This window comes from Mesorhizobium sp. M1B.F.Ca.ET.045.04.1.1 (genome assembly GCF_003952465.1).
GTDB classification, from domain to species: Bacteria; Pseudomonadota; Alphaproteobacteria; order Rhizobiales; family Rhizobiaceae; genus Mesorhizobium; species Mesorhizobium shonense.
Genome location: NZ_CP034448.1, coordinates 6,445,986 through 6,461,505, shown reverse-complemented (window position 1 = coordinate 6,461,505; position 15,520 = coordinate 6,445,986). Strand labels below are relative to the sequence as shown.

Here is a 15,520-nt window from a genome sequence, read left to right as displayed (position 1 = left end):
CGCGCAAAAATGCCGCACAGTTTCGCCCGCTCCTTCCTTGCGGAGGGAATTAGAGTATGGTTTGAACCAGCTAGGGACTGACCGGGATTCCCAATCCCGGCGTCGTTCGTTATTGGTGCGATCCGATTGCAGGAAGTGGGAGACGAGAGGGCGATGAGAAAATTCATGGCAAGCGCCAGGCTTCTGGCAGGTGCCGCGGCTGCTGGCGCGCTCCTCTCCGGCGTGCCCGCCTATGCGGATCAGCCGCAGCCTTGGGAGACCGCCTTCCAGGCGCCCGCGACCGAAATGATGCGGCAGATCGAGTGGTTCGGGAACTACACGATGTGGTTCGTCGTCCCGATCACGGTCCTGGTGCTGGCGCTGCTTGCCGTTTGCGTCCTGAGGTTCCGCGCCAGCGTGAACCCGGTTCCTTCCAGGACCAGTCACAACACGCTGATCGAGGTGATCTGGACGGTCGGGCCGGTGATCGTGCTGTTGCTCATCGCTATCCCCTCCTTCCAGCTGCTCACCGCGCAGTACACGCCTCCGGAAGAAGCCAAGCTCACCGTCAAGGCGACCGGCAACCAATGGAACTGGGACTACGAATACCAGATCGACAAGAGCTTCTCCTTCAACTCGGCCGTTCTCCAGGATGCTGACCGCGCCAAGGCCGGCAAGGAAGACCGCAATCTTTATCCGCGCCTGCTCGCCGTCGACAACGAGTTGGTGGTGCCGGTCAATACGACGACCCGCGTGCTGATCACCGCCACCGACGTCATCCATTCCTTCGCCGTTCCGTCCTTCGGCATCAAGATGGACGCCGTGCCCGGCCGCACCAACGAGACCTGGTTCAAGGCGGAGAAGGAAGGTCTCTACTATGGCCAGTGCTCGCAGCTCTGCGGCAAGGATCACGCCTTCATGCCGATCGCGGTCCGCGTCGTCTCCGACGCGCAGTTCAAGACCTGGCTGGAGACGGCCAAGACCGACGTGCCTGCCGCCAACAAGGCGCTGATGGCCGCGATCGATGGTACCAACAAGGTAGCGGCCGCCGGCAACTGACGCCGCGGGTTAGCAAGATTTAGGGAACGGAGCGGAATATGGCAGAGGCTGCAGCTCACGACCACCACGACCACAGGCCGCATGGCTGGGTCCGCTGGGTGTACTCGACCAACCACAAGGACATCGGCACGCTCTACCTGATCTTCGCGATCATGGCCGGCATTGTCGGCGGCGCGCTTTCGGTCGCCATCCGCATGGAGCTGCAGGAGCCGGGCATCCAGATCTTCAGCGGTCTGGCGCAGATGGTCTACGGCATGCAGGGCGATGCCGCCATCGACGGCGGCAAGAGCATGTACAATGCCTTCGGCGCCGCGCACGGCCTGATCATGATCTTCTTCATGGTGATGCCGGCGCTCATCGGCGGCTTCGCCAACTGGATGGTGCCGATCATGATCGGCGCGCCGGACATGGCCTTCCCGCGCATGAACAACATCTCCTTCTGGCTGCTGCCGCCGGCCTTCCTGCTGCTGCTCGGCTCGATGTTCGTGCCGAGCGCACCGGGCGCATTCGGCGTCGGCGGCGGCTGGACGATCTACCCGCCGCTCTCGACCTCCGGCCAGCCTGGCCCCGCGATGGACCTGGCGATTCTGTCGATTCACATCGCCGGCGCCTCGTCGATCCTCGGCGCGATCAACTTCATCACCACCATCTTCAACATGCGCGCGCCTGGCATGACCATGCACAAGATGCCGCTGTTCGCCTGGGCGGTGCTGATCACGGCCTTCCTGCTGCTCTTGTCGCTGCCGGTTCTGGCTGGTGGCATCACCATGCTGCTCACCGACCGCAACTTCGGCACCTCCTTCTTCGTGCCGGACAATGGCGGTGATCCGCTGCTCTTCCAGCACCTGTTCTGGTTCTTCGGCCACCCCGAGGTGTACATCCTGATCCTGCCGGGCTTCGGCATCATCAGCCACATCGTCTCGACCTTCTCGAAGAAACCCGTCTTCGGCTATCTCGGCATGGCCTACGCCATGGTCGCGATCGGCGCTGTCGGCTTCATCGTCTGGGCGCACCACATGTACACGACCGGCCTGTCGCTCGACACGCAGCGCTATTTCGTGTTCGCCACCATGGTCATCGCGGTGCCGACCGGCGTGAAGATCTTCTCCTGGATCGCCACGATGTGGGGCGGCTCGATCTCCTTCAAGCCGCCGATGCTGTGGGCCCTGGGCTTCATCTTCCTGTTCACGATCGGCGGCGTCACCGGCGTCCAGCTCGCCAATGCCGGCCTCGACCGCTCGCTGCACGACACCTATTTCGTGATCGCCCACTTCCACTACGTGCTGTCGCTGGGCGCGGTGTTCGCCATCTTCGCCGGCTGGTACTACTGGTTCCCGAAGATGACCGGCTACATGTACTCGCCGGTGATCGCCAACACCCACTTCTGGGTCACCTTCGTCGGCGTCAACCTGATCTTCTTCCCGCAGCACTTCCTCGGTCTCGCTGGCATGCCGCGCCGCACCGTCGACTATCCGGATGCGTTCGCGGGCTGGAACATGGTCTCGTCCTACGGCTCCTACATCGCGGCCGTCGGCGTGGCGATCTTCCTTTATGGCGTGTTCGAGGCCTTCCAGAAGAAGCGCGTCGCTGGCGCCAATCCGTGGGGCGAGGGTGCCACCACGCTCGAATGGCAGCTGCCTTCACCGCCGCCGTTCCACCAGTGGGAACAGCTGCCGAAGATCAAGTAAGCAGCGATGCATGCGAGGCCGCCGGTGAGCCGGCGGTCTTGGTCAACGGAATGATGGACTTTAAGTACGCATGGCCCTTGCCGACGACAGATTGATGGAGAAAGCGGGCTTTCACATGTCGGAAGCGACCGCGGGCGATTTCTTCGCCCTCCTGAAGCCGCGCGTCATGTCGCTGGTCGTCTTCACGGCCTTTGTCGGCATGGTCGCGGCGCCGGTGGCCATCAATCCGCTGTTGGCGGTGATAGCCATCCTGGCAATCGCCATCGGCGCAGGCGCCTCGGGCGCGCTCAACATGTGGTACGACGCCGACATCGACGCGGTGATGACCAGGACCGCCGGCCGTCCGGTGCCGGCGGGCCGCGTCACGCCCGGCGAGGCGCTGAGCTTCGGCCTGGTGCTCTCCGTTCTGTCGGTGATGACGCTTGGCGTGCTGGTCAACTGGCTGTCTGCGGCGCTTCTTGCCTTCACCATCTTCTTCTATGCCGTAGTCTACACGATGTGGCTGAAGCGCTGGACGCCGCAGAATATCGTCATCGGTGGCGCCGCCGGCGCCATCCCGCCGGTGATCGGCTGGGCGGCGGTGACCGGATCGGTCAGCCTCGAAAGCCTGATCCTGTTCCTCATCATCTTCCTCTGGACGCCGCCGCATTTCTGGGCGCTGGCGCTGTTCAAGTCCGATGATTACGCCCGCGCCGGCATTCCGATGATGCCGAACGTTGCCGGACCTGCCTCCACGCGTCGCCAGATATTTGCCTATGCGCTGATCCTCGCGCCGGTTGGCGTGCTGCCCTGGCTGCTCGGCTATACCACCGCTGCCTATGGCGCCGTATCTGCCGTGCTGGGCGCGGGCTTCGTCTGGTATGCCTGGAAGGTGCTGTGGATGAGCGACATCGACCGCGCGATGAAGCCGGCCAAGGCGCTGTTCGGCTATTCGCTGCTCTATCTCTTCGCAATCTTCGCCGCCTATCTCGTCGACAGCGTGGTCGGGCGCGCCCTCATGACGGGGGGAGCATGATCGTGGCCGACAAGAACCTCGAACTGGTCACCTTGACCGAGCGCCAGCGGAAGGCGCGGCGCAACCGCTCCGTCGCCATCGGCGTGGCGCTGGCCGCGCTGGTCATCATCTTCTACGTCGCGACCATCGTGAAGTTCGGCCACAATGCTTCTGGCCTCACGCCTACGAACTTGATGTGAGGCGGCGATGAGCGGCGAGATCACCACCAGGCCCGTCAGGAAGAACAGCAACCGCGTCGTCGTGGCGGTCTGCCTGGCTTTCTTCACCGGCATGGTCGGCATGGCCTACGCGGCGGTGCCGCTTTACAAGATGTTCTGCCAGGCCACCGGCTATGGCGGTACGACGCAACGCGCCGAGAAGCAATATGCCGGCCGCGTGCTCGACCGTGACATCACCATCCGCTTCGACGCCAACACCAACGGCATTCCGTGGCAGTTCGAGCCCGTCGCCCGCTCGGTGACGATCAAGATCGGCGAGACCACGCAGGCGCATTACAGCGCGACCAACAAGTTCGACCGCCCCATCACCGGCCGCGCCTCCTTCAATGTGCAGCCGGAAATGGCAGGCGCCTATTTCAACAAGGTGGAGTGCTTCTGCTTCACCGACACGACGCTGAAGCCCGGCGAGACGCTGGACATGCCGGTCGTGTTCTATGTCGATCCAGACATCGTCAACGTGCCGGAACTGAAGGACTTGAAGACCATCACCTTGTCCTACACGATGTTCCCGGTCGAAAAGAAACAGCCGGTCGCGTCGTCGGCGCCGGCCGCTGGCAGCAGCAACAAAGTTCCAGATTCCGAAGCAAGCCTCGGGGGTTGATATGGCAGACGCGCACGCAAAACCGAACCACGACTACCATCTCGTCAATCCGAGCCCCTGGCCTTTCCTGGGCTCGATCGGCGCGCTGGTCACGGCCATCGGCGGCGTCTGCCTGATGCAGTATCTGAAGGCGGGCAACTTCCCGATCTTCGGCCACAACATCGCCAATCCGTGGCTGTTCTTCATCGGCCTGATCATCGTGCTCTACACGATGTTCGCCTGGTGGTCGGACACCATCAAGGAAGCGCATGAGGGCCACCACACGCGCGTCGTGTCGCTGCACCTGCGCTACGGCATGATCATGTTCATCGCCTCCGAGGTGATGTTCTTCGTCGCCTGGTTCTGGGCCTTCTTCGACGCCAGCCTGTTCCCCGGCGAGGCGGCGCAATATGCCCGCACCACCTTCACCGGCGGCGTCTGGCCGCCGAAGGGCCTGGAGGTTCTCGACCCCTTCCACCTGCCGCTCTACAACACCATCATCCTGCTCCTGTCGGGCACGACGGTGACCTGGGCGCACCACTCGCTCATCCATGGCGACCGCAAGGGCCTGATCAACGGCCTGGTGCTGACCGTCGGTCTTGGCATGCTGTTCACCATGGTGCAGGCCTACGAGTACATGCACGCTCCGTTCGGCTTCAAGGATTCGATCTACGGCGCCACCTTCTTCATGGCGACCGGCTTCCACGGCTTCCACGTCATCATCGGTACCATCTTCCTGCTCGTCTGCCTGGTGCGCGCGATGCGCGGCGACTTCACCCCAAAGCAGCATTTCGGGTTCGAGGCGGCCGCCTGGTACTGGCACTTCGTCGACGTGGTCTGGCTGTTCCTGTTCAGCGCGGTCTATGTCTGGGCCTCGAACGGCGCCATGATCGAAGCCCATTAATATCAACGGCTTTCGGAATCCCAATAAGGCGGCTGCGGCGACGTGGCCGCCTTATCTTTTTGAGTGAAAGGGTCTAGGGTGCGGACATGAGCGAAGACAAGGCGATCGAAGATAGGGCGATCGAAGACAAGGCGATCGCAGACAAGGCGATCTGGCCCCCCATCGACCCGGTTTCGGCCGGACTGCACGGCCGCTGCCCGCGCTGCGGCGAGGGCAAGCTGTTCTCCGGCTTCCTCACCGTCGGCAAGCGCTGCTACAATTGCGGCCTCGACTATTCCTTCGCCGATGCCGGCGACGGCCCGGCTGTCTTCGTCATCCTGATCATCGGCTTCATCGTCGTCGGCCTGGCGCTGTGGATGGAAGTGACGCTCAGCCCGCCGCTCTGGCTGCATTTCATCTTGTGGATACCGCTGGCGCTGGTGCTGTGCCTGACGGCGCTGCGCCTCATCAAGGGCGTGCTGATCACACTGCAATATTCGAAGAAGGCCGCGGAAGGCAGGCTGGACAGCGGCCAATGAGCGAAGCGACCAGTTCGGCTGCCGGCCGTTCGCGGCCGCGCAACGCCTTGCTGCTTGGGCTCGGCCTTGTCCTGTTCGCCATTCTCCTCGGTCTCGGCACCTGGCAGGTCCAGCGCCTGCACTGGAAAGAAGGGCTGATCGAGACCATCGACAGGCGCACCCATGCGGCGCCTCGGCCGCTGGCCGATGTCGAGAGAGAGCTCGCCGCCACGCATGATGTCGACTACACGCCGGTGACGGTGACCGGTATTTTGCTGCACCAGGGCGAGCGGCATTTCTTCTCGACCTGGGAAGGCGATACCGGCTTCAACGTCTACACGCCCCTGCGGCTCGACGACGGCCGTTTCGTGCTCGTCAACCGCGGCTTCGTTCCCTACGATCTCAAGGATCCGGCCAAGCGCCGGCAGGGCGAGGTCGCCGGCAAGGTGACGGTGACCGGGCTCGCCCGCAATCCGCTGCCGGAAAAGCCCTCGATGATGCTGCCCGACAACGATGTCGCCAAGAACATCTTCTACTGGAAGGACCGCGACGTCATGGCCTCGACCGCGGGCTTGCCTGCCGGCGCCGTGCTGGTGCCGTTCTTCATCGACGCCGACAAGACGCCGAACCCCGGCGGCCTGCCGGTCGGCGGCGTCACCATCATCGATCTGCCGAACAACCATCTGCAATATGCCGTCACCTGGTACGGCCTTGCCGCCGCCCTTGCCGCCGTGCTCATCCTCAGGCTCCGCCGCACGGCGAAAGAAGGGTGAACGCCGCCGCTCTTGACAGGGCAGGGGTGCACGTCTCATTTCGCCTACATCAAAGAGATAGAGCATGATGTCGTCCGAAAACCGCTTCACACTTTTCGGCATCATGCTCTTGATTCCGATTGAACCGGTTTCGCATTCATGACCGAGAAAAAGCCACCGCTGACCATCAGGCTCTGCCAGCCGCGCGGCTTCTGCGCCGGCGTCGACCGCGCCATCCAGATCGTCGTGCTGGCGCTGAAGAAGTACGGCGCGCCGGTCTATGTCCGCCACGAGATCGTGCACAACCGCTATGTGGTCGAGGGGCTGCAGAGCCTGGGCGCCGTGTTTATCGAGGAACTATCCGAGATCCCGCCCGAGCATCGGCGGTCACCGGTCGTCTTTTCCGCGCATGGCGTGCCGAAATCGGTGCCGGCCGATGCCGAGGCGCGCAACCTCTTCTATCTCGACGCCACCTGTCCGCTGGTGTCGAAGGTGCACAAGCAGGCCATGCGCCACCAGCGGCTCGGCCGCCACGTGCTCTTGATCGGCCATGCCGGCCACCCGGAGGTGATCGGCACGATGGGCCAACTGCCGGAAGGTGCTGTGACCCTGATAGAAACCGAGGCGGACGCGGCGCGCTTTGTGCCGGTGGACCCGGCGGCGCTTGGCTTCGTCACCCAGACGACATTGTCGGTCGAGGACACCGCCGGCATCATCCGGGCGCTTGAGCAGCGCTTCCCCGAATTGCATGCGCCCGCGGCCGAATCGATCTGCTATGCCACCACCAACCGCCAGGAGGCGGTGAAGGAAACGGCCGCCGGCGCCGACCTCTTCCTCGTCGTCGGCGCGCCGAACTCGTCCAACTCGCGGCGCCTTGTCGAAGTGGCGGAACGCGCCGGTGCCGCGATGTCGCTTCTCGTGCAGCGGGCTTCCGAAATTCCGTGGGATGAGATCGGCGAGATTTCGACGCTCGGCCTGTCGGCCGGCGCCTCGGCGCCGGAAATCATCGTCGACGAGATCATCGACGCGTTCCGGCAGCGCTTCGACGTCACCATCGATCTGGCCATCACGGCCACCGAAACGGAGGATTTTCCGGTGATGCGGGTGTTGCGCGATGTCGAACTGACGGCGGCCGACATGGCCTTCGTCAATGGAGCCGCGTAAACCCAAATGGCTGTCTACACCGACGTCAACGAAAACGAGCTCAGCACGTTCCTGAAAGCCTATCCGGTGGGCGAGCTCTTGTCCTACAAGGGCATCGCCGAGGGCACCGAGAACTCGAATTTCCTCGTCCACGCCTCCACCGGCTCCTACATCCTGACGCTCTACGAGAAGCGCGTCGACAAGGCCGATCTGCCCTTTTTCCTCGGCCTGATGGGCCATCTGGCGCGAAAGGGCATTTCCTGCCCGCTTCCGGTCACCGCGCATGACGGCACCGTCATCGGCACGCTCGCCGGCCGCCCCGCCGTCATCATCACCTTCCTCGAGGGCCTCTCGCTCAGGCGCCCGACCGCGGCCCATTGCGCCGAGGTCGGCAAGGCTCTGGCCGCGCTCCATCTCGCCGGCCGGGATTTTCCGATGAAGCGGCCGAACGCTCTTGCCATCGATGGCTGGCGCAAGCTCTGGGCCGCATCGCGCGACCGCGCCGACGAGGTCGAGCCGGGGCTGGCGGCCGAGGTCGATGCCGACTTCGCCGACTTCGAGCGCAACTGGCCGGCCGGCCTGCCGCAAGGCATCATCCATGCCGATCTCTTTCCGGACAATGTCTTCTTCCTTGGCGAGAAGCTGTCCGGCCTGATCGACTTCTATTTCGCCTGCGACGACCTCTACGCCTATGATGTCGCCACCTGTCTCAACGCCTGGTGCTTCGAGAAGGATTTTTCCTTCAACCTCACCAAAGGCACGGCGCTGCTTGCCGGCTACAAGTCGGTGCGGCCGTTGGAGAGCGAGGAAAAGGCGGCGCTGCCGATGCTGGCGCGCGGCTCGGCGCTGCGCTTCATGCTGACCAGGCTCTATGACTGGCTGACCATTCCCAATGGCGGCCTGGTGATGAAGCGCGATCCGACCGAATATATCCGCCGCATGCGTTTCCACCGCGCGATCAAATCTCCTTCCGAATACGGACTGACATGAGCAAGCAAGTCGAGATCTTCACCGACGGCGCCTGCTCCGGCAATCCCGGACCTGGCGGCTGGGGCGCAGTGCTGCGCTACAACGGCGTCACCAAGGAGCTGTCTGGCGGCGAGGCGGAGACCACCAACAACCGCATGGAGCTGCTTGCGGCAATCACGGCGCTGAATGCGCTGAAGGAACCCTGCACGGTCGACCTCTACACCGACAGCAAATACGTCATGGACGGCATTTCCAAATGGATCCATGGCTGGAAGAAGAACGGCTGGAAGACCGGCGACAAGAAGCCGGTCAAGAACGGCGAGCTCTGGCAGGCGCTCGATGAGGCCAACAGGCGCCACAAGGTTATCTGGCACTGGGTGAAAGGCCATGCCGGCCACCCCGAGAACGAGCACGCCGACGAACTGGCGCGGCAAGGCATGGCGCCGTTCAAGAAAGGGCCGGTCAAACCTGTTGCTGCTTCGCAGCCGGTTACGCGCGCAAAGCAACCGCCGGTCGCAAAGGCGCGGCGCTCGACCCAGAGCTATTGATCTCCGCAGCTCTCTGACCGGAGGAGTTCTGTCGTGCCGATCGCCTACTACATCACGCACCCCCAGGTTCAGATCGACGCCAGCATCCCGGTGCCGGAGTGGGGCCTTTCCGACACCGGCAGAGCGAGAGCATTTGCAATGCTCGATCAGCCTTGGGTCGGGTCGATCCGGCGCATCGTGTCGTCGGGTGAACGCAAGGCAATCGAAACCGCCGAAATCCTGGCAAAGCATCTCCGTCTTGCGGTCGAGGTGAGGGAACGCATGCATGAGAATGACCGGTCGGCAACCGGCTTCCTGCCCCCACCAGAATTCGAAGCGGTCGCGGACCAGTTCTTCGCCAATCCGAACGAAAGCATCCGAGGATGGGAGCGAGCTGTCGATGCGCAAGGTCGTATTGTGAGCGAAGTCGAGGTGACGCTCGCAACCAATGACGGCAACGACATCGCTTTCGTCGGCCATGGAGGAGTGGGAACGCTCTTGCTGCTTCATCTCAGCGGACGGGAGATCAGCCGCGAAGCGGATCAACCGGGCGGCGGCAATTATTTCGCTTACGATGTCGGCGCACGGCGGATCATCCACGGATGGCGGCCGATCGACAGCCAGAGCTCTGACTAACGGACCAGTAGCGCCGTTGAGAACAGGCCGAGCGCGAACACCGTGTGCGAGGCGAGGTTGAGCGTGCGGACCAGCATCGGGTTGGGCAGTTTGGACGCAGCCCAGCCGGCGCCCATGCCGGGCGCCAGCAGGAACCAGCCGGCGCCGACGGTGACGATACCGAGGATGAAGGCCGGCAGGAAGGTCGGCGCGGCAAGCCAGCCCGCTCCCGCAAGCACGACCAGGATGACGCCGTAAAGCATGCCGACGAGATAGTGGAACGCCCAGCCCAGCGCCTTCTCATGCGCATAGGGCGCGGCCTTCCCGATGTCGTCGTGGAACACCTTCTCCGGCAGGTGCCGCACCCAGCGTCCGACCAGGCCCCAATTCGGCCTGGGCAGGCCGAAGGCCTTGTTGAGTAAAATCGCCCAGACGTCCATGAAGACCGTGGCGCCGATGCCGATCGCGACGGCGCGCCAGACGATGTCGAGCATCAGAGTTGCTCGAGGATCTTGGCCGCGCCGCTCTCGTCGACACCCGGCTTGGTTTCCACGTTGAGCGCCGTAACCTTGCCGTCGTCGACGATCATCGAAAAGCGCTTCGAGCGCAGCCCCATCCCGTTTGCGGAGAGATCGTTGTCGAGCCCGACCGATTTGGCGAAATCGCCGCTTCCGTCGGCGAGATAAAGGATCTTGCCTTCGCCGCCGGTGAAGCGCGCCCAGGCGCCCATGACATGGACGTCATTGACCGAGACGACCGCGATGGTGTCGACGCCGCGCGCCAGGATGGCGTCGTGGTTCTCGAGGTAGCCGGGCAGGTGGTTGTTGCTGCAGGTCGGCGTGAAGGCGCCTGGCACGCCGAACAGCACGACCTTCTTTCCGGCAAAGATTTCGGCGCCTGTGATCGGCTTCGCGCCGTCGGCGGTCATGATCTTGAATGTCGCCTGGGGCAGTTTTTCGCCAACCGAAATGGTCATGGGTTCCTCGCTTGGGAGATTGGAAGGATCTGTGCGTATCGGACCGAGCTGCTTTCCGCAATCACCGAGCGAGCCTGGATCAAGGGAAAGGCAGCACCCCGTCGACCGAACCCTCGGCGCTGGTCAGCGTGTAGTAGAGCCCGCCATCCGTGGGCGTCGCCGACGGCCGGTCGAGGATCGGCACAGTGAAGACGACCTTGCCGTCCTTCTCGCTCCGCACCGGCGCGCCGAACATGTAGTCGCGCTCGCCGGCGATGAAGAAATCGACGGAATCCGGATCGCCTGGCGAATGCGCCTCGACGACAAGGGTTTCGTGGTCGCCGGGCAGCACGCGGACGCCGAAATCCGGCCGCGCGGGAGAGGGAAGCGTTGCAAGCGCCGTTTTCACCAGTGCTGCGTCCGTGGCGTTGTCCGGATCGGACGCCGGATCGACGCTGAGCCGCGTCTGCACCGGAATGCAGATCGTCTCGCATATTCCGAGAAAGACGTTTGCATCGATGGTCGCCGGCTGGTCGGGCGCCGACAGCGTGAAGGTCACCGGCAGCGACACCGGGCGGTCGTAGCCGGACCATTTGCCATAGCCGTCGTCGTGGCGCTGCGGCGGCGGAAACGACAGCCTTGCGTCGGCGATGTTGGTGCTGGCCGAGATATCGAGCTGCGGCGGCACGCCGGCGTCGCCGGGGTCGCGCCAATAGGTTTTCCAGCCGGGCTTCAGCGCGATGTCGAGCACGCCGTGGATCTTGCCCGCCTCGTCCGGCTTGCCGCTGGTCACCAGCCGCACTCTGCCGCCTTCGCTGTTGTACCAGGCCGAGGACGATGCCTCGGCAGGCAGGCCCGCACCCAGGCCGATGACGGCGCCGAGCGCCACAATGTTCAGGTATCGCATGGCGGTGATTTGATCGCCCGTTCTTGGCCGCGCAATGATTTCATGTTCCAGCCGGTATCATATTTGCGTGACATCCGGCAGCCTCACCATCTTTTCGGCGCGGCGGAAACGCGTTACGCTCAGCCTCATGGACCTATTGCGCCACAAGAAGAGGGCCGGGCGCGGCTTTCTCGACGATCAGTTCCTGATTGCCATGCCCGGCATGAAGGACGACCGTTTCACGCGCTCGGTCATCTATATCTGCGCCCACAGCGACGAGGGCGCGATGGGCCTGATCATCAACCAGACGCAGCAGATGCTGTTCCCGGACCTTCTGGTGCAGCTTGGCATCATGAACGAGCAGGAGGCGATCCGCCTGCCGGCGCATGCCCGCGACTTCGTCGTGCGCAATGGCGGGCCGGTCGATCGCAGCCGCGGCTTCGTGCTGCATTCCGGCGACTATCGCGTGGAATCCTCGCTCAGCGTCTCCGACGACATTTGCCTGACCGCCACGGTCGACATCTTGCGTGCCATCTCGACGGGCCGCGGACCGCGGCACGCGCTGATGGCGCTCGGTTATGCCGGCTGGGGTGCCGGCCAGCTCGAAAGCGAGATCGCCGAGAATGGCTGGCTGACCTGCCCGGCCACGACCGAGCTTTTGTTCGACGCCGACATCGAGCGCAAATACGACCGCATCCTCGCCTCGATCGGCATCGACCTCGCCCACCTCAGCGCCGCCGCCGGCCACGCTTAGGCGCCGCGTCGCTTCGCTCCTTGCTCCGCCCTAGGATGACGAGTTGGTAGGGCCCCCGCCAGTCTGTAAGCGCTGATGTGCTACGCCAACCTAAGCCTGCGTCAGAGGATACTGCTCCCGCAGCGTCTTCAGCACCTGGTCGCCGGGCATCGGCGCGCCGAACATGAAGCTCTGGACATATTCGCAGCCCATCTGGCGCAGCTCCAGCGCGTCGCTCTCGTCGGAAATGCCTTCGGCGACGACCGACAGGCCGAGCTCATGCGCCATGTTGACCATGGATTTGAGCAGCACCGCCCGCTTCGGCGTCGCGTCGTCGACGAAGCTCTTGTCGATCTTGATCGTGTCGAAGGGGAAGCGCGTCAGATAGGACAGCGAGGAATAGCCGGTGCCGAAATCGTCGAGCGATAGCCCGATGCCGAGCTGCTTGAGCTTGGTCAGCACATGCGCGGTCTGCTCGGGGTTGTCCATCACCAGGGATTCGGTGAGCTCGAGCCGGAAGCAGCGCGGTTTCAGATTGGCGCGCGCGATGACCGAGCGCACGTCGCTGACGAGATCGCGGCGGATGAGCTGCCGGCTGGAGAGATTGACCGAGACCGATAGCGGCGCGTCGCCGATCTGCTTCTGCCAGGCCGCCAGGTCCTCGGCGGCCTGCTGCATGGCAAACAGGCCGAGCTGCACGATCAGCCCGCAATTTTCGGCCACCGGGATGAAATCCCCCGGCGGGATCATGCCGCGCCGCGGGTGATCCCAGCGCAGCAGCGCCTCGAAGCCGGCGACGCTGCCGTCCTCCAGCCGCACGATCGGCTGGTAGGCAAGGGTGAATTCGCGTCGCTCGATGGCGCGGCGAAGGTCGGATTCGAACTGCAGCCGGTCGGTGCCGACGGTGCGGAAGGCCGGCCGGAACGGCTCGATCCTGTCGCCGCCGAAGCGCTTGGCCTGGTGCATGGCGAGCTCGGCGTCCTTGACCATGTCCTCGGACGAGGTCTGCGCCGTCGTCCAGGTGATCAGGCCGATCGAGGCGGTCAGCACGATCTCGCGCTTGGCGAAGGTGATCGGATTGTTGATCGCATGTTTCACGGCGTCGGCCATTGCGGCGATGCGGGCCGGATCCTGCTCGGAAAGCAGCATCAGCGCGAACTGGTCGCCGGCAAAGCGCGACAGCGAATCCTTGGGCTTGAGCAAACGGTGCAGCCGGCGCGCGATGGTGAGCAGAATGGTGTCGCCGGCCGAGATGCCGAGACCGTCATTGACCTGCTTGAAGCGGTCGATGTCGATGACGAAGACGGTCGGGCGCACCTTGTCCTCGGTGCGGGCGATCGAGATGATCGCCTCCAGCCGGTTCATGAACAGCTCGCGGTTCGGCAGGCCGGTGAGGTTGTCGTGCACGGCGTCGTGCAGCAGCCTCTCCTCGGACTTCTTCTGCTCGGTCACGTCGACCATGGTGCCGACGCAGCGGATCACTTCGCCGTCCGAGCCGATCACCGGCCGTGCGCGCAGCGAGAACCAGTGATAGTGGCCGTCGGCGCCGCGCAGGCGGAAGTTCTGTGCCACCCGGCCTCGGCGGTGCTCAAGCACCACGTCGAGCGTGGTGCGGAAGGTGTCGCGGTCGTCGGCATGCAGCACCGGCAGCCAGTTGCGCGCCGCGCCCGACAGGCTGTTGGGGGCAAGCCCGAGCTGAATGCTGATGTCGGGCTTGGTCACCACGCGGTCGCGCAGCACGTCCCAGTCCCACACGATGTCGCCCGACCCGGCGACGGCGAGCGCCTGGCGCTCGAGATCCGAGAACAGGCCCTGGTGCAGCGCGCCGCCGGCAAAGGCGTGCTGCATGACGGTGAAGCCGATCAAAAGGATGATCAGGATCAGGCCGCCGCCCAGCGCCGGCTGGGCGATGTCGTTGTCCAGCATGCCGGTGATGGCCATCCACGAGCCGCATAGCCACAAGAGCACCATCACCCAGCTCGGGACCAGCATGATCGCGCGGTCATAACCGCGAATGCCGAGGAAGATGATGAGGCCAAGGCCGGTGAGCGCGGTGGCGGCGAACGAGATGCGGGCGATGCCGGCGGCCACCGCCGGATCGACGATGGCCACACCGGCAATCAAGAGCAGCCCGAGGATCCAGACCAGGGCGCCATAGCTGAAATGGCCGTGCCATCGGTTGAGATTGAGATAGGCGAACAGGAACACCACGAAGGTTGCGGCCAGAGCCACCTCGGTGCCGGCACGCCACATCTGTTCGTTGCCGGGCGAGATCTCGATGACCTTGTTGAGGAAGCCGAAATCGACGCAGATGTAGGCAAGCACCGCCCAGGCGAGCGCGGCGGTTGCCGGGAACATCGAGGTTCCCTTGACCACGAACAGGATCGTCAGGAACAGCGCCAGAAGCCCGGCGATGCCGATGACGATGCCGCGAAACAGCGTGTAGGAATTGACCGAGTCCTTGTAGGATTCCGGATCCCAAAGATAGACCTGCGGCAGCTTCGGCGAGGCAAGCTCGGCGATGAAGGTGACGACCGTTCCGGGGTTCAGCGTCACCCGGAAGACGTCGGCGTCCGGGCTGGTCTGGCGGTCGAGCGCGAAGCCTTCGCTGGGTGTGATCGCCGCGATGCGGGTCGAGCCGAGGTCCGGCCAGAAGATGCCGGAATTCACCAGGCGGAAATGCGGCGCGACGATCAGCCGGTCGAGCTGCTGGTCGGTGGTGTTGGCGAGCGCGAACACCGCCCAGTCGCCGGTCGAGCGCGCGTCATTGGCCTCGACCTCGATACGCCGCACGATGCCGTCGGGCCCGGGCGCGGTCGAGACCTGGAAATTCTCGCCCTGGTTCCGGTAGATCTCGACGGCGCCCGAAAGGTCGAGCGCCTTGTCGTCGCGGGCGATCTTGATCGGCTCGACGGCAAGCGCCGGCGCGGCCGCCGATAGGGTGACGACGACCGCAAGGATGAGGGCGAACAGCGACGCGATTCGCGAAAAATTCGTCAC

The 15,520-nt window shown here is 64.1% G+C and carries 17 protein-coding genes; 13 read left to right on the top strand and 4 right to left on the bottom strand.

Annotation, left to right across the window (positions count from 1 at the left end):
* Window positions 1–153 precede the first annotated feature (153 nt).
* The 12 genes from coxB (at window position 154) to EJ071_RS32130 (ending at window position 9,967) form a co-directional block, all read left to right on the top strand.
* Window positions 154–1,038, top strand: coding sequence for a cytochrome c oxidase subunit II (gene coxB / locus EJ071_RS32185; protein WP_126101452.1), 885 nt, complete (start codon window positions 154–156; stop codon window positions 1,036–1,038).
* Window positions 1,039–1,076: 38 nt separating this feature from the next.
* On the top strand, window positions 1,077–2,726 hold the full coding sequence (ctaD, locus tag EJ071_RS32180; protein WP_126101451.1) for a cytochrome c oxidase subunit I: 1,650 nt from the start codon (window positions 1,077–1,079) through the stop codon (window positions 2,724–2,726).
* A gap of 70 nt (window positions 2,727–2,796) precedes the next feature.
* A complete protein-coding gene (locus tag EJ071_RS32175; RefSeq protein ID WP_126101450.1) occupies window positions 2,797–3,741 on the top strand; it encodes a heme o synthase in 945 nt (314 codons plus the stop codon).
* Complete coding sequence (locus tag EJ071_RS32170) at window positions 3,738–3,920, top strand: hypothetical protein (protein ID WP_126101449.1); 183 nt, start codon at window positions 3,738–3,740, stop codon at window positions 3,918–3,920. Before EJ071_RS32175 ends, EJ071_RS32170 begins: the two co-directional genes overlap by 4 nt.
* 7 nt (window positions 3,921–3,927) lie before the next feature.
* The gene (locus EJ071_RS32165) at window positions 3,928–4,560 is read left to right on the top strand and encodes a cytochrome c oxidase assembly protein (protein ID WP_126101448.1); all 633 of its coding nucleotides are present in this window, start codon (window positions 3,928–3,930) and stop codon (window positions 4,558–4,560) included.
* Between the two features lies 1 nt (window position 4,561).
* Window positions 4,562–5,443 (top strand): cytochrome c oxidase subunit 3, encoded by an 882-nt coding sequence (locus tag EJ071_RS32160; RefSeq protein ID WP_126101447.1) that lies wholly within the window; start codon window positions 4,562–4,564, stop codon window positions 5,441–5,443.
* An 86-nt stretch (window positions 5,444–5,529) separates the two neighbouring features.
* Entirely contained in the window at window positions 5,530–5,961 is a 432-nt protein-coding gene (locus tag EJ071_RS32155; protein ID WP_126101446.1) for a DUF983 domain-containing protein, read from the top strand.
* Window positions 5,958–6,713 carry an SURF1 family protein gene (locus EJ071_RS32150; protein WP_189521313.1) on the top strand — a complete coding sequence of 252 codons (756 nt, stop codon included), beginning with the start codon at window positions 5,958–5,960 and terminating at the stop codon, window positions 6,711–6,713. Before EJ071_RS32155 ends, EJ071_RS32150 begins: the two co-directional genes overlap by 4 nt.
* A 138-nt stretch (window positions 6,714–6,851) precedes the next feature.
* Window positions 6,852–7,856, top strand: a complete 1,005-nt coding sequence (ispH, locus tag EJ071_RS32145) for a 4-hydroxy-3-methylbut-2-enyl diphosphate reductase (RefSeq protein WP_126101445.1) — start codon at window positions 6,852–6,854, stop codon at window positions 7,854–7,856.
* Window positions 7,857–7,862: 6 nt separating this feature from the next.
* On the top strand, window positions 7,863–8,825 hold the full coding sequence (locus EJ071_RS32140; RefSeq protein WP_126101444.1) for a homoserine kinase: 963 nt from the start codon (window positions 7,863–7,865) through the stop codon (window positions 8,823–8,825).
* Entirely contained in the window at window positions 8,822–9,352 is a 531-nt protein-coding gene (rnhA, locus tag EJ071_RS32135; protein ID WP_126101443.1) for a ribonuclease HI, read from the top strand. The genes EJ071_RS32140 and rnhA overlap by 4 nt, the downstream gene beginning before the upstream one ends.
* Window positions 9,353–9,385: 33 nt before the next feature.
* On the top strand, window positions 9,386–9,967 hold the full coding sequence (locus tag EJ071_RS32130; RefSeq protein ID WP_126101442.1) for a histidine phosphatase family protein: 582 nt from the start codon (window positions 9,386–9,388) through the stop codon (window positions 9,965–9,967).
* Here the strand turns inward: EJ071_RS32130 and EJ071_RS32125 are convergent.
* From EJ071_RS32125 to EJ071_RS32115, 3 genes are all read right to left on the bottom strand, one after another.
* A complete protein-coding gene (locus tag EJ071_RS32125; protein WP_126101441.1) occupies window positions 9,964–10,440 on the bottom strand; it encodes a DUF2938 domain-containing protein in 477 nt (158 codons plus the stop codon). The two genes, EJ071_RS32130 and EJ071_RS32125, sit on opposite strands and share 4 nt — an antisense overlap.
* Window positions 10,440–10,922 (bottom strand): peroxiredoxin, encoded by a 483-nt coding sequence (locus EJ071_RS32120; RefSeq protein ID WP_126101440.1) that lies wholly within the window; start codon window positions 10,920–10,922, stop codon window positions 10,440–10,442. Before EJ071_RS32120 ends, EJ071_RS32125 begins: the two co-directional genes overlap by 1 nt.
* A 79-nt stretch (window positions 10,923–11,001) precedes the next feature.
* On the bottom strand, window positions 11,002–11,808 hold the full coding sequence (locus EJ071_RS32115) for a protein-disulfide reductase DsbD domain-containing protein (protein ID WP_126101439.1): 807 nt from the start codon (window positions 11,806–11,808) through the stop codon (window positions 11,002–11,004).
* 127 nt (window positions 11,809–11,935) lie between these two features.
* On the opposite strand from EJ071_RS32115, the gene EJ071_RS32110 reads away from it, so the two are divergent.
* Window positions 11,936–12,541, top strand: coding sequence for a YqgE/AlgH family protein (locus EJ071_RS32110; RefSeq protein WP_126102807.1), 606 nt, complete (start codon window positions 11,936–11,938; stop codon window positions 12,539–12,541).
* Window positions 12,542–12,631: 90 nt separating this feature from the next.
* On the opposite strand, the gene EJ071_RS32105 is transcribed toward EJ071_RS32110, so the two are convergent.
* Window positions 12,632–15,520: an EAL domain-containing protein gene (locus tag EJ071_RS32105; protein WP_126101438.1), complete on the bottom strand. Its 2,889-nt coding sequence runs from the start codon at window positions 15,518–15,520 to the stop codon at window positions 12,632–12,634.

What these genes read in the sequence shown, in the direction of transcription:
- coxB (WP_126101452.1), top strand. Translation starts at nt 154, where the DNA reads ATGAGAAAATTCATGGCAAGCGCCAGGCTTCTGGCAGGTGCCGCGGCT.
- ctaD (WP_126101451.1), top strand. Translation starts at nt 1,077, where the DNA reads ATGGCAGAGGCTGCAGCTCACGACCACCACGACCACAGGCCGCATGGC.
- EJ071_RS32175 (WP_126101450.1), top strand. Translation starts at nt 2,797, where the DNA reads ATGGCCCTTGCCGACGACAGATTGATGGAGAAAGCGGGCTTTCACATG.
- EJ071_RS32170 (WP_126101449.1), top strand. Translation starts at nt 3,738, where the DNA reads ATGATCGTGGCCGACAAGAACCTCGAACTGGTCACCTTGACCGAGCGC.
- EJ071_RS32165 (WP_126101448.1), top strand. Translation starts at nt 3,928, where the DNA reads ATGAGCGGCGAGATCACCACCAGGCCCGTCAGGAAGAACAGCAACCGC.
- EJ071_RS32160 (WP_126101447.1), top strand. Translation starts at nt 4,562, where the DNA reads ATGGCAGACGCGCACGCAAAACCGAACCACGACTACCATCTCGTCAAT.
- EJ071_RS32155 (WP_126101446.1), top strand. Translation starts at nt 5,530, where the DNA reads ATGAGCGAAGACAAGGCGATCGAAGATAGGGCGATCGAAGACAAGGCG.
- EJ071_RS32150 (WP_189521313.1), top strand. Translation starts at nt 5,958, where the DNA reads ATGAGCGAAGCGACCAGTTCGGCTGCCGGCCGTTCGCGGCCGCGCAAC.
- ispH (WP_126101445.1), top strand. Translation starts at nt 6,852, where the DNA reads ATGACCGAGAAAAAGCCACCGCTGACCATCAGGCTCTGCCAGCCGCGC.
- EJ071_RS32140 (WP_126101444.1), top strand. Translation starts at nt 7,863, where the DNA reads ATGGCTGTCTACACCGACGTCAACGAAAACGAGCTCAGCACGTTCCTG.
- rnhA (WP_126101443.1), top strand. Translation starts at nt 8,822, where the DNA reads ATGAGCAAGCAAGTCGAGATCTTCACCGACGGCGCCTGCTCCGGCAAT.
- EJ071_RS32125 (WP_126101441.1), bottom strand. Translation starts at nt 10,440, where the DNA reads ATGCTCGACATCGTCTGGCGCGCCGTCGCGATCGGCATCGGCGCCACG.
- EJ071_RS32120 (WP_126101440.1), bottom strand. Translation starts at nt 10,922, where the DNA reads ATGACCATTTCGGTTGGCGAAAAACTGCCCCAGGCGACATTCAAGATC.
- EJ071_RS32115 (WP_126101439.1), bottom strand. Translation starts at nt 11,808, where the DNA reads ATGCGATACCTGAACATTGTGGCGCTCGGCGCCGTCATCGGCCTGGGT.
- EJ071_RS32110 (WP_126102807.1), top strand. Translation starts at nt 11,936, where the DNA reads ATGGACCTATTGCGCCACAAGAAGAGGGCCGGGCGCGGCTTTCTCGAC.